Genomic DNA, 16319 nt, shown 5'->3' with positions numbered 1-16319 from the left:
CATCTGTCTGATCGGGCTTCTGGTTTTATCTTCGTTTAAGAGCTGTTTTAGAGAAACCAGCCCCAAAACAGGTTGTTTATTGCAGCGTTACTACGGTTTTCAGGTCGCCCACCATCAGGTCGAAGGCACCGGGTTCGGTCACCCATTGGCCGGCTTCGTTCACAAATGCCAGGTCTTTAGCGGAGATGGTCAGGCTTACTTCTTTTTCTTCACCGGGCTGCAGCGACACTTTGGAGAAAGCGCGCAGGCGTTTGGCAGAAGGCGTGATGCTGGCATACTGGTCGTGGCTGTAGAGTTCCACGGTCTTCTTACCGGCTCTGCTGCCGGTGTTACGCACTTTCACGGTGACCTTCAGATTGTCATTGTTCCCGAAGGTAGTCTTGTCCACGCGCAGGTCAGAGAAAGCGAACGTGGTGTAGCTCAGGCCATGCCCGAACGGCCACTGCGGGTTGAACCCACGGTTACCGGCTGCGTTAGGAATGTCTTCCCGGATGATCTCGGTGCCTTTGTGGTCATAGGTGAGCACGTCGCCGGAGAAGCGCGGATAAGTGAACGGTAGCACGCCATCAGGGTTGTAGTCCCCGAACAGCACATCGGCGATGGCCGCGGCCCCGAACGTAGCCGGACGGTACGCCATCACCACGGCATTAGCCAGTGGCTCCACCGAGGATAATACGCGCGGTCTGCCTTCCAGCAGTACAATAATTACCGGTTTGCCGGTCGCTTTAGCGGCTCGCACCAAGGCCAATTGGTTTTCCTCCAAATCAAGGTCATCAATCACACCGGGGCTCTCAGCGTACGCTTTCTCACCTAGGCAAAGCACAATGGCTTGGGCCTGGGCAGCGTCTTTTCTCAGTTGGGCTACGTCATAGTTGGCGGCACCGTTGAAATCAGCCACGGAGCGGGAAATCACGCGGTCTTTGCCAATCTCAGCGATCAGACCCTGTACTAACGTCTTGGCTTTAGATGGATACTGCGACTCATCGGTCCCTTGCCAGATGTAGGACCAGCTTCCGTGCAGGGCCGCCAGGGTATTGGCGGTTGGACCGGCTACCAGAATTTTGGAAGTCTTCTTGAGCGGCAATACCTGGTTGTTGTTTTTGAGCAGGGTGATGCTTTCCAGCGCCGATTGCAGCGATACCTGATCGAACTCTGCTTTGTGGATGGTGGTTTTCAGGGCCGCCTTCGGTCTCACCTGCTCAAACAGACCCAGTTTCTTCTTCAGGGCCAAAATGCGGCGCACCGATAGGTTGATGCGTTCCTCAGAGATAGTGCCTTCTTTTACCAAGGCTACCAGGTGGTTGTAGAACGATAAATCAGTAGGCACCATGCTCATGTCCAAACCGGCTTCTACGGCCATTCTTACGGCTTCTTTCGGGGTGGCGGCAACCTTGTGGCGGGTGTGCAACCGAATCACGTCTTCCCAGTCAGACACGGCCACGCCCTGGAAGCCTAGTTCGTTCCGCAGGATTTGGGTTAGGTAATACTTGCTGCCGTGTACGGGCACGCCGTTGATCTCACCGGAGTTAATCATGACGGTAGAGGCACCGGCCTCTACGGCTGCCTTGAACGGCGGCAGGAAAATCTCGCGCAGCATTTGCTCCGGAATGTAAGAAGGCGTGCGGTCTTTTCCTGTAGAAGGGTAAGAGTACCCCAGGAAGTGCTTCATGCAGGAGGCAACCGAGAAATCCTGGCCCTTGCCGTTCTGCTCATAGCCTCTGATAGCGGCGCTGCCCATGGTTTTTACCACAAACACGTCTTCGCCGAAGGTTTCCTCAAAACGGGGCCAAAGCGGCTGACGGCCTACATCCAAAACCGGGTCAAAGTTCCACGGAATACCGGCAGCTCTGGTTTCCAGGGCCGTGATTTGTGCCAGTCGGTTCACCAACTCGGGGTTACGGGTGGCGGCCATCCCGATGTTGTGCGGGTAAAGGGTAGTACCTGCCAGGTAGTTGTTCCCGTGGATGGCGTCAATCCCGTAAATCACCGGAATCTTCAGACGGGTTCTGTCGGTCACGTCATGGATGGCGTTCAGGATGGTGTGCCACTCGTCAATGGTGTAAGCCCGGCCTTTCACGTTCAGGATGGAGCCTACGTGGTGGTTCACCAGGACCTGACGCAGTTTGGCGGTATCTACCGTGGCCGCTTCAGTGTCTTTCAGGATCAGGTCGATGGTGAGCTGGGTCATCTGCCCAACTTTCTCTTCTACCGTCATCCGGGAAATCAGGTCATCGATCTGCTTGTCGCGGGCGGGTTCAGCAGGGGCAGGAGTGGAGGCCGTGTTACTGGTTGCAGCGGCAGCTGGTGCCGATTGACCAGACTGGCCTGTCTGGGAAGAACTGCAAGCCTGCAGCCCCAGTGCCACCACCAACGCCAACGGGGTGATATATTTCATCTTTTTTGTTGATTGGTTTAAGGGTAAGAGCGTCCTGTTTTAAAGTGCCCGCCAATGCGGGAATACAAGTATAAAGCATCTTTTTGAGTACACCCTCGGCAATAAAGGGTTCTTAACAAATGAACCATCAAAAGGAAACATTTGATACGTGCCAGGCTCAGCCAAGGCCGCAACTTGTGGGAAAGCCGTTGAATTTAGAGCTGGCTGTTGGTTGACATTCTCCCGCTTTTCTGAGGCACAGGTTGAGTTATGTTGCCAAAGTGGTAAATTAGGGAGCCGAAATCCAGGGTAACGACTAAAAGCGCTTTAAGGCTGTTTTGGCAAAAACTGCCCCAAAGCGCAGCCTTGACTTGGAACGTTTTCTGATGCCCACCTGTGTAGGAGGGGAATGAAAGGATAACCCGCTGGCAAGATTTTCCGCAGAAACCTGGGTCTCAGTTTTTGGGGCCATTTTTCAGAAAACAGCCCCAAAAGGAGGCGGCATTTTCAGTGGCATTAGCCCAAGCGGGTGAAGGGAGAATAGAGTAGGTTTAGTTAAAAGAAGCAGTGGCCGGAAAGGGGTTCTGGCTTTCTAAAGGAAATACTATTTAAGGTGACGCATGAGGGTAGATAGATGGATCATAGTGGCGCTGATGTTCCTGGGGATATGGACCCAAGGTTTTGGCCAAATGCCCGAGCAGTTCAGGTTTTCGCTGCTCGACATCAACCAGGGGCTGTCCAGTAACCAGGTCAAGTGTTTCCTGAAAGACAGCCGCGGCTACCTGTGGGTAGGCACCATTGCCGGCGGCCTGAACCGCTACGATGGCTATCAGTTCAAAGCCTTTACCCACGCGTCAGACGACACCACCTCCCTTATCAGCAACGATGTCACCAAACTGGTGGAAGGGCCAGACGGCAAAATCTGGGTCCAGACCCTGCAAGGGAACTGTGTCTTTGATCCGGTCACCGAGCAGTTTTCCCGGAACCAAGCCACTCTTCGGAAACAATACCATTTGCCCGCCAACAGCGTGGTAGCTGACATCCTGAAAGACAAACGTGGGGATTTCTGGTTTGTCCTCTCGGGAAAGGGAGTAGTCAGATACAATCCGCGTACGCGCAGTTCCCTTCACCTCAAACACTCCTTTCCGGCCAAAAGCAGCCTTAGTACCGACAATATCTCGGCCATCGGGCAAACCTCAGGCGGAGATATCTGGCTGGTGCACCACAACGGCATCCTGGAGAAACTGGACGGCAAAACCCTGAAAGTGGTAGAGCGCAACGACGAGATCTACCGGAAGTACAGCCAGGAAGCCCTGGATTACGCCCTCACCGTAGATGCCGCAAATGACCTCTGGCTGTACGTGCGCGAAAAGGAAGGTGGGGTTTATTTCTATTCCAGCGCCCAGAAAAGCCTAGAGCATTTCCACAAAAACTCTTCCCCGACGAAACTCAACAACAACCTCATCCGGGGGATTGTGGAAGCGGAGCCCGGCAAAATCTGGGTGGGCACCGACCACGGTGGCATCAACGTGATCCATAAAAAGTCGGGCACGGTACAGTACCTTCGGCACAACAAAGAAGTGACCCAAAGCCTGGCCGATAACAGCATCAATGCGCTCTACAAAGACCCGGAGGGAATCATCTGGGTAGGAACGTTCAAGAGAGGAATCAATTACTTTCATCCCAACCTCATCCGGTTTCCGCACATCAGACACCAGGCCTCTGTGCCGGGCAGCCTCCCTTTTGACGATGTAAATGCCTTTGCCGAAGATGAGAATGGCAACCTTTGGATTGGCACCAACGGATCTGGCCTGCTGTACCTGAACCGCGCCACTGGCCAGTACACCCGCTATGCCCATAACCCCGCCGATGCCAGCAGCCTCTCCAGCGACGTAATCGTGAGTTTGCTTCTGGACCGGAACAAGACGCTTTGGGTAGGGACCTACCTGGGCGGACTCTCCCGTTTCGACGGCGAAAAGTTCATCCATTATAAAAACGAGCCCGGAAACCCCAAAAGCCTGGCGGATAACAGCATCTGGGAACTGTACCAAGATGCCAAAGGCAACCTCTGGATTGGCACGCTCCGGGGCGGGCTAGAGTTGTTTGACCCCAATCAGAACGGGTTTGTCCATTCCAAGGTAGAAGGAGGAAAATTCCCCATCCACTGCAACTACATCTCGGCCATGGCCGAAGACCGGCAGGGGAACCTTTGGGTGGGCGGTGGCTACGGCATTGATGTCTTCAACAAGGAAACCGGTAAGAGTACCTATTTCCTCCATGACCCCAAGAACCCCAAGAGCCTGCGTAGCAACAACATCACCTCCCTGCTCAGAGACCGCCGGAACCAACTCTGGATAGGCACCACTGAGGGATTGGACCTGTACAACGAGCGCGATAATTCCTTTACCCATTTTACGGTCAAAGACGGGCTGCCCCACAATGCGATCACCACCTTGCTGGAAGACAAAAGCGGAAACCTGTGGGTGAGCACCCATAACGGGGTAGCTAACCTGATTATCCAGAAGAAAGGGCAGAGATACCAGAATGATTTCCGGAACTATGACGAGTTGGACGGGCTGCAGGCCAAAGTCTTTAACGTGAATGCCGCCCTAGGGACGCGTAAAGGAGAGCTGATCTTTGGTGGCGCGAACGGTTTCAACCTCTTCCTGCCCGAGAGTATCCAGAAAAACAAGGCCGCGCCGCGGGTGGTATTCACCGACTTTCAGCTGTTCAATAAAAGCCTGGAAACCAATAAAGCCTTCAATGGCAGGACCATTCTGTCACAGGCCATCACCCACACAAAGCAGATTACCCTGGAGCATGATGAGAACGTGTTCTCCCTGGAGTTTGCGGCCCTGAACTACATTCATCCGGAGAAAAACAGGTACCGCTACAAATTGGAGGGATTTGACAAGGAATGGCACACCGTGGGCAGCAAGGAGCGAAGGGTTACCTACACCAACCTGGACCCGGGCGAGTACGAGTTCAAGGTGCTGGCCGCCAATAACGACGGTGTCTGGAGTCCAACCCCGACTACCCTGAAGATCACCGTGCTGGCCCCTTTCTGGCGAACGCCCCTCGCTTTTCTGCTGTATGCCCTGGCCATTGCTTTAGGCTTGGTTTGGCTACGCCGGACGGAACTGAAAAAGACCATTTCCCGGATGGAGCAGGAGCAGGAAAAAAGGGAGGCTGTTCAGCTGCACGAGCTGGATAGCTTAAAGATCAAGTTTTTCACCAACGTGAGCCATGAGTTCCGGACCCCACTGACTTTGATTCTGGCTCCTATTGAGAAACTGCTCAAGTCAACCCCAGACCCCGAGGTGCACCAACAGTACCAGATGATCCATAAGAACGCCAAACGGCTCCTGAACATGGTGAACCAGCTCCTCGATTTCAAGAAGATGGACATGGAAGACATTCGGCTTTCGCTTTCTGAGGGCAATGTGGTGGCCTTTGTGCAGGAAACCGTAGACTCCTTCGCTGATCTGTCTGACAAGAAAAGTATTTCGCTCACATTTCAGGCAGGCGTCAAAGAGCTGTACACGTCCTTTGACAAAGACAAGCTGGAGAAAATCATGTTCAACCTGCTGTCCAATGCTTTCAAGTTCACCCCTGAGCACGGTAAAATTGAGGTTGCCCTGAACTGCCACCAAAACGACTCTTCCTCAGAGGGAATCAAGATTCTGGAGATCAAGGTGAAAGACAGCGGCATTGGCATACCCAAGGAAAACCAGCAGAAGATCTTTGAGCGTTTCTTCCGGGATGCGGTACCTAGCCACCTAATGAACCAGGGCAGCGGCATCGGACTGGCCTTGGTGCAGGAGTTTGTGCACCTGCACGGCGGCGTGATCAACGTGGAAAGCGCTCCAGGTCAGGGAAGTTGCTTTACGGTAACTCTTCCGGTAAAAGAGCGAACCCTGGAAGGTATTCAGGAGGAAGTTATTGTGGAGCCGCAAGATTTGGAAACTGCCGCAGAAATCGCTCCTGCCAAATTGCAGAAAACCCTTTCGCCGGATGCCAAACCGGTGGTGCTGGTGGTGGAAGACAACGAAGATTTTAGGTTTTACCTCAAAGACAGCCTTAAACCGTACTTCCATGTGCTGGAAGCCAAAGACGGAAAAGAAGGCTGGCAAAAGGCCTTGTTCCATTTACCAGACCTCATTGTGAGTGACCTCATGATGCCCGAGGTAGATGGCGTGGAGTTCTGCAAAAAGATCAAGTTTGATTCCCGCACCTCCCAGATTCCGTTTGTGCTGCTTACCGCCCATGCCTCAGATGAGAAGAAACTGAAAGGCTTAGATGTGGGCGCCAATGATTACCTCACCAAACCTTTCAATTTCGATCTCCTGCTCTCGCGCTTACGGAACCTGATCTCACAACGTGAGCTCTTGCAGAAGGTCTTTGAGAAAAAGATAAGCGTGCAGGCCAGTGAAAACGAGATTGTCTCTCTGGATGATAAATTCATCCGGAAGGCCATTCAGTACGTGGAAGCCCACCTGAGCAACCCAGACCTGTCTGTAGAGGAAATGAGCCGGGAACTGGGGGTGAGCCGGGTACATTTGTACAAGAAAATGATGGCCATTGCCGGGCAGTCGCCGGTGGAGTTCATCCGGAAGATCCGTTTGCAGCATGCAGCCCAGTTTCTGGAAAAGAGCCAGTTAACGGTAGCCGAGGTCGCCTACAAAGTGGGGTTCAACAACCGCAAGTACTTCACCAAGTACTTCAAAGACGAATACAACATCCTGCCTTCGCAGTACGCTGAAATCAAGCAAAACGAGCGAAAGCAGGTGTAGTGACTGGGTCTGGTTGCTGTTTTGCTTCCGCTTAACGCTCCTTTAGACAATCTGGAGGAGCAGGTTAACATCCCAAGGATATATTTGAAACATTTGATAACCCTGGTAACCACGGGGCGTGCCTACCTTAGCTACGCAGAAAAACGCAACCCGAGTGCCAGGTCAGAGATGACCTTGGCTTTATTTATCAGTCATTCTAAAGGCGTTCGGTTTCTTCCCGCGCCTGTAACCCTAAGGCAACCTATGCATCCCTTCTACAAGACCCTCGGCGGAGCCCTGCTCTGTCTTTCTTTCTCCTGCACCCAAGCGCAGAATGCTTCCCAAAACACCGTGCAAGGCGTGGAGAGCATCCGCCTGAATCAGGTGGGTTTTTACCCAAACGCCGCTAAAATAGCCGTGGTGGCGGGCGAGAACGAGGCTACTACCTTTACCCTGAAAACCGCCGATGGATCAAAAACCGTTTTCACCGGGAAACTAACCGACACCAAACCCGCCGAGCTTTCAGGCAAACCCACTAGGGTCGCTGATTTCAGCGGGTTCAGCGCCAGCGGAGCCTATGTGCTGGAGATTCAGGGTGTGGGCAGATCTTACCCGTTTGAGATAAAGCAGCAGGTTCACAAGGACGTGGCCGCCGCAGCCATCAAAGGGTTTTACTTCCAGCGTACGGCTATTGACCTACCAGAGAAGTACGCCGGGAAATGGCATCGGCCGGCCGGTCATCCAGATGATAAAGTACTGGTGCATCCTTCGGCAGCTACAACCCAACGCCCGGCCGGCACAGTAATCTCGTCTCCGCGCGGCTGGTACGATGCCGGCGATTACAACAAATACATTGTGAACAGCGGTATCACCATGGGTACGCTGCTGTCGGCTTACGAAGATTTTCCGCAGTTTTACCAGGCTCAGAAACTGAACATCCCTGAGAGCGGAAACCGGGTTCCTGACATCTTGGACGAAAGCCTGTGGAACCTCCGGTGGATGCTCACCATGCAAGACCCTCAGGACGGTGGCGTGTACCACAAATTGACGAACCCTTCCTTTGACGGCATCATCATGCCTGATCAGGCTACCAAGCATAGGTATGTGGTGCAGAAAGGAACCGGCGCCGCCCTGAACTTTGCCGCCGTCATGGCGCAGGCAAGCCGGGTGTACAGAAATTTCTCCAAAGACTTCCCGGGGCTGGCAGACTCTTGCCTTACCGCCGCCACCAAAGCTTGGGACTGGGCCCAGAAAAACCCTAATGTTGCCTACGAGCAGGAAGCCATCAATAAAAGCTTCGACCCAGATGTGACCACCGGCGCCTACGGCGACAAAGATTTCAGTGATGAGTTCCTGTGGGCCGCCGCCGAGCTTTACACCACTACCCAGAAAGAAAGCTACTACCAAGCCGTAAACATGCTGCCCGATCCCAAAATGCCTATCCCCAGCTGGGCGCAAGTGCGGCTGTTAGGCTATTATACCTTGCTGCGGAATAAGAACAACAAAGGCGCTACTCTGCAGAAAGACCTGCCGGAAATAAAGAAAAGACTGCTGAAGGTTGCCGATGACATGGTAACAGGAGCCGAGGCCGGTGCTTACCGCACGGTGATGGGCAGAGTGAAGGAAGACTATATCTGGGGAAGCTCCTCGGTGGCTGCCAATCAAGGCATTGCCCTGGTGCAAGCCTATCAAATCACCGGAAACAAAAAGTACCTGCAGGCAGCACTCTCTAACTTGGATTACCTGCTGGGCCGCAACGCGGTAGGGTATTCCTTTGTCACCGGGTTCGGGGAAAAGTCCACGATGAACCCGCACCACCGTCCGTCCATGGCCGATGGCATCAAGGAGCCGGTACCGGGCCTGCTTTCTGGCGGAACCAACGGCAACGCGAACAAGCAGGACAAATGCCAGGGGTATACCGCTACCTCCCCAGATGAGATGTACGTGGACTCAGACTGCTCCTACGCCTCGAACGAAATCGCCATCAACTGGAACGCCCCGTTGGTTTATTTGACTGGAGCCCTGGAAGCCCTGCAACAGCAGGCAGGCTTTGCCGCAAAAAGCGCCAAGTAGTCAGGAAGTGTACTGATGAAGGGTATCCTTTTGTTGGAAGGAGGAGAGAAAAGGTCTGACTTTATTCTCTTCCCCTTTATTCTTTGCTAAATTGTTTTAACGGTCTGGAAACAGTTATTTCTACCCCTCTTTATGACAGAAATCTGCCGATAAAACAGTATACTTGAAGATTCTATTGTCAGAAAGCCGCTACTTACACAAGGATGCTTTTTTGAAGGGTAGAAGGTGGTACCAGGACGGCAGATTTTACGCTTGTTTTTAGGAAAATCGCCCTAAAACAGGAATCCACGAAAGGGAAGAATACGTGAAGTACTTCCGCCGCGGCCCTGCTGACTGTAAACCTTTCACCTCCTGAAGAAACCAGCTTCCTTAGTCCGCTTCTGAAGACCAGAACTTTAACGTTTCACCCCCTTTACAAACAAAACAACCAATATGGCAGGAATTTCCAGCAGCGCGGCCTCGGCTCCCGCAGCAACAGCGGCCGGCACCACCGGCAAAAGCTACACCGGCGCCTTGATGGTGGTGACCATGCTCTTCTTTATGTGGGGCTTCATCACGTGTATGAACGACATCCTCATCCCGAAACTGCAGCAGGTTTTCACGTTGCAGAACTGGCAGGCGATGCTCATCCAGACGGCCTTCTTTGGGGCCTACTTCATTGTTTCGCTGTTGTACTTCATCTTCTCGGTGACCAAAGGTGATCCTATCCTGAAGATCGGTTACAAGAACGGGATCATTGTGGGATTGGCCGTGACGGCCATTGGCTGTCTTCTGTTCCTGCCCGCGGCTGATTCTCACTCTTATGGACTGTTCCTGGCCGCATTGTTCGTGTTGGCCTCGGGCATTACGGTGCTGCAGATCACGGCCAACCCGTACGTTTCCATTCTGGGTCCGCCGGAGTCTTCCTCCAGCCGCATGAACATGACCCAGGCTCTCAACTCCTTCGGAACGACCATTGCGCCTATCATCGGGGGCTACCTTATTTTCGATCAGGTGTCTAACGATGCTGCCACCGCGGATTCAGTAAAGATGCCGTACGTGGGCCTGGCTATTACTTTGATTGTGATTGCCGTGATCATTAAACTGGCCCGTTTGCCCCGCCTCACTGGCGACAGCAACACTGTGGTGGCCGGTTCAGGCGCGTTAAAGCACAAGCACCTGGTGCTGGGGATTATCTGTATTTTCATGTACGTAGGCGGCGAAGTGGCCGTGGGCAGCATGCTCATCAACTACTTCAAATTGCCGCAGATTGCCGGTCTGGACGAGTCAGAAGCCAAGCACTTTCTGTCGTTCTACTGGGGTGGGGCCATGATCGGTCGTTTCTTCGGGGCGGTGGCGCTGGCGCAGTTCCGCAACAATTCGCTTAAATACGTGATCATGGCCGTAATTGCGGCGGTGACCTTCGGGACGGTGTATGCCATCTATGATCTGGATCAGGCGCTCATCATCCTGGGATTGATTGCCGCCAACTTTGTGGTGCTGCTGCTAGGCGGTTTCATTCCGAACCGGACGGTGGGCCTCTACGCCACCGCGGTGATCGTGCTGCTCTTGATCGGAACCTTCGGACAGGGCGCCGTGGCCATGTGGGCGGTGATCGGCATTGGGTTGTTCAACTCCATCATGTTCCCTACCATTTTTGACTTAGCTATTAAAGGACTGGGCATCCACACAAGCCAAGGTTCTTCGCTTTTGGTAATGGCCATTGTGGGGGGAGCCATTGTTCCGCCGCTTCAGGGCGCCATCGCCGATGTCACCGGTGATGTGCAGCTTTCCTTCATTGTGCCCATGCTTTGCTACCTCTACATCGTTTTCTACGGTTTCAGAGGCTATCGTACCCGCGAGAGTCACCGGCTGGTAGATTAGTTAAACCGTTTACGGGCTGATTTCCTGAAAATGGCCCTGAAATAGATCGCCTGAAAACGAACGGCCCTGCAAGTGTTTATTCTTGCAGGGCCGTTCGTTTTTACCATTCATTCCTGAAAGTTTCTATCTTGCCTACCCTATGAACACAAGAATTATTATGTCGGGTAGTGCTGTGGTGATGGCCATTTTAGGATTCACCGCTTCCTTTCTGCCGCAGGAAGTATTGAGTTACCTGGGCGCTGAGCCCACCGGAGTAGCGCCGTTGCTGGTGCAGATATTGGGCGCACTTTATCTGGGTTTCGCGATCCTGAACTGGATGGCAAAAGGCATATTGATTGGAGGGATTTACGCGCGGCCCTTGGCTATGGGAAATTTCCTGCACTTCTTCGCCGGAGCGATGGCGCTTCTGAAAGGCCTGCAGGCGGGACATCAGCTTGAAGCTATCTGGGTTTTGGCTGTGGTGTATGCCGTGTTGGCGGTGCTGTTCGGGCTGATTACGTTCCGACATCCCGTGAAAGCCTCCTTGGCAGGAAAGTGATCTCTGTAAAGAATGTCTCGGCCTGTTTTTGTTCCGATTTAGGAAAAACGGGCCTGAAATAACTTTTCAAGGATTCTCTTTAGGAAGTCATTTTTATCTGGTCTAGGGCTCCTTAGATTCGGCAATTTGGGTTATCTTCATCCTGCGCTAAACGGTTGTTGTAAGTAAACATAGGCGATATGGAAGCAGAAGAAATCCAGAAGTTTGACACCGTGGAAGAGTTGCTGGCGTACCTGCCTCTGGAGGAGCGGAAGTTGGTGGCTGAGTTGCGGCAGCTGGTTTTTGAGTGCCTGCCGTTCTGTTCCGAAAAGCTTTCCTACAACGTGCCCTTCTACGTGGGACATACTCGCATCTGTTTTATCTGGCCCGGCTCGGTGCCTTGGGGAACGGTGAAGCAAAAAGGCGTGCAACTAGGCTTCTGCAACGGAAACCTGCTACAAGATGACGCTGACTACCTGGAGAAAGGCAAACGGAAGCAGGTGTTCACCAAAACATTCGCTCAGGTAAATGAACTAGACTACGACCTAATCAAGGTGCTGCTGTACGAGGCCGGGGAAGTGGATGGCAGGCTGTTTGCCCAAAAGAAAGAGAAAAGCAAAATCCACCGAAAAATCTGAAGACGGACTTTCCTTTAACGGCAACATCGCGGCAGTTTAGCATTTCCCACAAATTACCTTTTCCTTTCAAATACAAACAAACTAAACGCATGAACCGGGTAGACAGGCTTTTCGGGATACTGACCTTGCTGCAGTCCAAGAAATACGTGACCGCCGAAAAGATCGCTGAGGCGTTTTCCATCAGTGTGCGCACCGTGTACCGTGATGTAAAAGCGTTGGGCGAGCAAGGCGTGCCCGTGGGCTTTGAGCCGCACAAAGGCTATTTTGTGGTGCAGGGCTATTTTCTGCCGCCCGTCTCGTTTACCTCCGAGGAAGCCAACGCGCTGCTGTTGATGGAGGCCATGGTCTTCGGGTTCACCGATAAATCTATCCATACGCACTATGCTTCGGCGCTGAGCAAAGTGAAAGCTGTGCTGCGCACCACCCAGAAAGAAAAGCTAGACTTCCTGGACAACCACATCAAGCTGCAGCTGCCGCCGTGTATCAACAATGACTACGAGTACCTAGCAATTATTCAGCAGGCCATCTCAGAGAAAACCATCCTAGAGATCGGGTACAAAAACAAAAAAGAGGAAGTTAGCAAACGGCAACTGGAACCCATCGGGTTGATCTTCTACGCCTACAGCTGGCACCTCATCGGGTGGTGCCACCACCGTCAGGACTACCGAGATTTTAGGGTGTCCCGCATTCTCACCATCAAGAACACCGGACTGCCTTTCTGTAAAACCGAGCACATGGCAGTGAGCGAGTACATGAAGCAACTGCCCGTGCCGTATTGATTTAGGGGCTTGTTTGAAAAATCTTTTTTAGGCTTGTTTTCAGAAATCAGGCTTAAAGCAGAACTCAAAAAATAATTTTCATTTCCTGAAAGTAGACTGCCATAGGGTTGTCAGTGGGTGGCTATTTCTTTGTGTCATCACTAAACCACTAACCTTATGTCAGAAATGCAAACCTCCATCGCCACCACTACTATCCTGGATCTGCTCGCCAAAGAACTAGAACAGGAAGCTGTCACTACCCGTAAAATGCTGGAGCGGATTCCAGACGACAAGTACGACTGGAGACCTCACCCCAAAAGCATGGACATCCGGACCTTGGCCACGCACATCGCAGATTTGCCATCTTGGGTAGGCATGACCCTGACCACTTCTGAACTGGATTTCGCCAAAAATCCCTACCAGCCTAGAGTGGTGAATACAACCGCCGAGTTGCTGGCCTATTTTGAGGAAATGCTGGAAGACGCCAGAAAGCATCTCGCTGAAAACACCGATGAGTACCTGAACGAGGAATGGACCCTCAGAGACGGAGACACCATCTATCTCACCTCCACTAAATACGATGTGCTGCGCATGACTATGAGCCAGATCATCCACCACCGGGCGCAACTGGGCGTGTTCCTTCGTCTGCTCAACGTGCCCATCCCCGGCAGCTACGGCCCAAGCGCCGATGAGACAGGTATGTAAGGAATTGCTGTAATTTGAACTCGGGGAATATTCCTGTTGTCAAGCGTTCCGTCCCCCTTGGAAGGGGGTAGGGGGATGACAAGGGCGTTTCAAGAACCGTTCTGCTTTTGTAATAGAAGTATGCAGTACTCGGGCAAGGGCAACCACAAGGGATTGCCCCTACATTTCGGAAATGCCGTTATCAGCAGGAGTGAATCATCCCCCTACCCCCTTCGAAGGGGGACGATATGCGTGTAAACACCCCTTTTTAGAGCTGCGTTTGCTGCCTCAAACTCTCGTTTGGGCAATCCTCAAGGGAAGTATTCGCTGAAACAGTGATACAGGCAGCAAGTCAGTTAGATGTATGAGAGATACTGATCACATTACAAGCGTAAAAGCAAAAGCCCTGTCAATGTATTTGACAGGGCTTTTTGTTAAATCAAGTAAGAAACGCCTTACAATTTAGGCAGATCTTTTACTTCTTTCTTGCTGCCTTCTTTGATGCTGATGGCCAAGCCGCCGCTGGAAGCTAATTTTTGTTTGATGACGCTGTTAGGAGTCACCACCACTTTTTTAACGGTGTAGCTCTGCGGTTTTTTGTCATAGCTGGCATCGGCGCCATCGGCGTAGATGGTGGCGATGTACTGCTTGCCTTTGGGCAGGAAGGAGAGGTTCACGGTGGCAGTGCGTGGGTTCTCATCGGTGACGCCGCCTACGTACCACTCGTCTTTGCCCTTGGCCTTACGGGCAGTAGTCACATAATCGCCGGGCTCCGCTTCCAGTCCGTAGGTGTCATCCCAATCCACAGCCACGTCTTTAATGAACTGGAACGCATCTGGGAAGCGGAGGTAGTTCTCAGGCAGATCGGCAGCCATTTGTAGCGGGCTGTACATGGTCACGTAGTAGGCCAGTTGTTTCACCAGGGTGGTGTTCACGCGCTGCTTGTTGTTGGTACCGTAGATAGATAAATCAGTCTGGAAAATGCCGGGTGTGTAGTCCATCGGGCCACCCATGAGACGGGTGAAGGGTAGAATAGTGGTGTGTTCCGGCGCCAGGCCACCCATGGCTTCAAACTCGGTGCCACGGGCAGATTCCTGCGCGATCCAGTTCGGGAAGGTGCGGTTGAGGCCGGTGGGGCGCACGGCTTCGTGGCTGTTGACCATGATTTTGTAATCGGCGGCAGTGTTGGCCACGTGAATGTAGTGGTTCACCATCCACTGTCCGTCGTGGTGCTCGCCGCGTGGAATGATCTGGCCCACGTAGCCGGTTTTTACGGCGTTGTAGCCATTGTCCACCATAAACTGGAAGGCCGGATGCAAACGACGCTCATAATTGGTAGCTGAGGCCGAGGTCTCGTGGTGCATCATAATCTTCACCTTTTTAGAAGCGGCATAGCGCTGCAGTTCCTTCACGTCGAAGTCTGGGTACGGCGTGGTGAAATCGAACACGTTCTCTTTCCAGTTCCCGATCCAGTCTTCCCAACCGATATTCCAACCTTCTACCAAAACGGCATCGAAACCGTGCTCGGCCGCGAAGTCAATGTGTCTTTTCACGTTCTGGGTAGTGGCGCCGTGACGATTGTTGGGTGTGAGTTTGCTGAAATCCTGGTCCAGTTTCACGTTGTTCTCGGTGCCATAGGCCCACGTGCTTTTACCGGCCACAAAGTACTCCCACCACACGCCAATGTATTTCACCGGCTTGATCCAGGAAACGTCTTTGTATTTGGTAGGCTCGTTCAGGTTCAGAATCAGTTTGGAAGCCAGAATGTCTGTGGCTTTGTCGCTCACGATGATGGTGCGCCAAGGCGTCTGGGCATCGGTTTGCATGTAGCCCTTGTTGCCCACGGCATCGGGCACCAGATGTGATTTCATTCGGAGGCCCTTGGCATCAACTTCCAGGTGCATGGCCGGGTAGTTGATGAGCGCCGCCTCGTGGATGTTGATGTACAGGCCATCAGAAGATTTCATCATGGAAGGCGTCTGCACCGATGGTTCTTTGATAGGAGTCTGCGCCGTGATCTGCACCGTGGCTTTCTTCTGTAGGCCCGGGATCTCCGATACTTTAGACGTGGTATACGGATACTCATTCGTGTCATAGTCGCCCGGTATCCAGAAGATCTTGTGGTCGCCGGCCAGGTTGAACTGCGTCTGCTCTTCCTTGATCACGAAGTAGTTCAGCTCCTTCTGTTTGGGGAATTCGTAGCGGAAGCCCAGTCCGTCGTTGAACAACCGGAACCGGATGCGCAAGATGCGGTCTTTCTGCGCCTTCTGGGTAAGCGTCACCAACAGCTCGTTGTAGTTGTTTCTAATGGTTTTCTGCTCACCCAGCACCGGCTCCCAGGTGTCATTCACCGATTGTACCTCGGTTTTAGTTACCGTGAAGCCATCCAGGAAAGAAGCCACGTCTTTGGTTTCAATGCCCAGGGTGCTGGACTTGATCACCGGTTTTTTCTTGTACGTCAGTTGGTAAGAGGGAACGCCTTTCTCTTTCAACTCAAATTTGAACGTGAAGTTCTTGTCGGGTGAGGTGAGCGTCTGGGCCTGCAGTTGCGCCGTAAAGACGCAGGTCAGGAGCAAGAGGAGAATCTTCTGCATAGAATAAATTAGGATGTAGGTGTAGGTACGGGTTGTTTCTCAGCCG

9 protein-coding genes are annotated in these 16319 nt (G+C 52.7%); 7 read left to right on the top strand and 2 right to left on the bottom strand.

Going from position 1 to position 16319, the window contains the following annotated elements; all coding sequences use genetic code 11:
- Positions 1-76: 76 nt before the first annotated feature.
- Positions 77-2395 (bottom strand): glycoside hydrolase family 3 N-terminal domain-containing protein, encoded by a 2319-nt coding sequence (locus tag EFB08_RS03770; RefSeq protein ID WP_123125535.1) that lies wholly within the window; start codon positions 2393-2395, stop codon positions 77-79.
- Between the two features lie 599 nt (positions 2396-2994).
- On the opposite strand from EFB08_RS03770, the gene EFB08_RS03765 reads away from it, so the two are divergent.
- From EFB08_RS03765 to EFB08_RS03735, 7 genes are all read left to right on the top strand, one after another.
- Positions 2995-7167, top strand: coding sequence for a hybrid sensor histidine kinase/response regulator transcription factor (locus EFB08_RS03765; protein WP_123125534.1), 4173 nt, complete (start codon positions 2995-2997; stop codon positions 7165-7167).
- Between the two features lie 243 nt (positions 7168-7410).
- The gene (locus EFB08_RS03760; protein WP_123125644.1) at positions 7411-9219 is read left to right on the top strand and encodes a glycoside hydrolase family 9 protein; all 1809 of its coding nucleotides are present in this window, start codon (positions 7411-7413) and stop codon (positions 9217-9219) included.
- A gap of 432 nt (positions 9220-9651) precedes the next feature.
- Positions 9652-11082 carry a sugar MFS transporter gene (locus EFB08_RS03755; protein ID WP_123125533.1) on the top strand — a complete coding sequence of 477 codons (1431 nt, stop codon included), beginning with the start codon at positions 9652-9654 and terminating at the stop codon, positions 11080-11082.
- Between the two features lie 139 nt (positions 11083-11221).
- Positions 11222-11620: a hypothetical protein gene (locus EFB08_RS03750; RefSeq protein ID WP_123125643.1), complete on the top strand. Its 399-nt coding sequence runs from the start codon at positions 11222-11224 to the stop codon at positions 11618-11620.
- A gap of 179 nt (positions 11621-11799) precedes the next feature.
- Positions 11800-12237, top strand: coding sequence for a DUF1801 domain-containing protein (locus EFB08_RS03745; protein ID WP_123125532.1), 438 nt, complete (start codon positions 11800-11802; stop codon positions 12235-12237).
- An 89-nt stretch (positions 12238-12326) separates the two neighbouring features.
- Positions 12327-13016 carry a helix-turn-helix transcriptional regulator gene (locus tag EFB08_RS03740; protein ID WP_123125531.1) on the top strand — a complete coding sequence of 230 codons (690 nt, stop codon included), beginning with the start codon at positions 12327-12329 and terminating at the stop codon, positions 13014-13016.
- A gap of 156 nt (positions 13017-13172) precedes the next feature.
- Positions 13173-13700: a DinB family protein gene (locus EFB08_RS03735; RefSeq protein WP_227006198.1), complete on the top strand. Its 528-nt coding sequence runs from the start codon at positions 13173-13175 to the stop codon at positions 13698-13700.
- A 434-nt stretch (positions 13701-14134) separates the two neighbouring features.
- On the opposite strand, the gene EFB08_RS03730 is transcribed toward EFB08_RS03735, so the two are convergent.
- Positions 14135-16273, bottom strand: a complete 2139-nt coding sequence (locus EFB08_RS03730) for a glycoside hydrolase family 97 protein (RefSeq protein WP_123125530.1) — start codon at positions 16271-16273, stop codon at positions 14135-14137.
- Positions 16274-16319 lie beyond the last annotated feature (46 nt).

The sequence above is a fragment of the Rufibacter latericius genome (assembly GCF_003721515.1).
Classification (GTDB): Bacteria; Bacteroidota; Bacteroidia; order Cytophagales; family Hymenobacteraceae; genus Nibribacter; species Nibribacter latericius.
The sequence above is the reverse complement of the archived record's forward strand: the minus strand, read 5'-3'. Positions and strand labels throughout refer to the sequence as shown.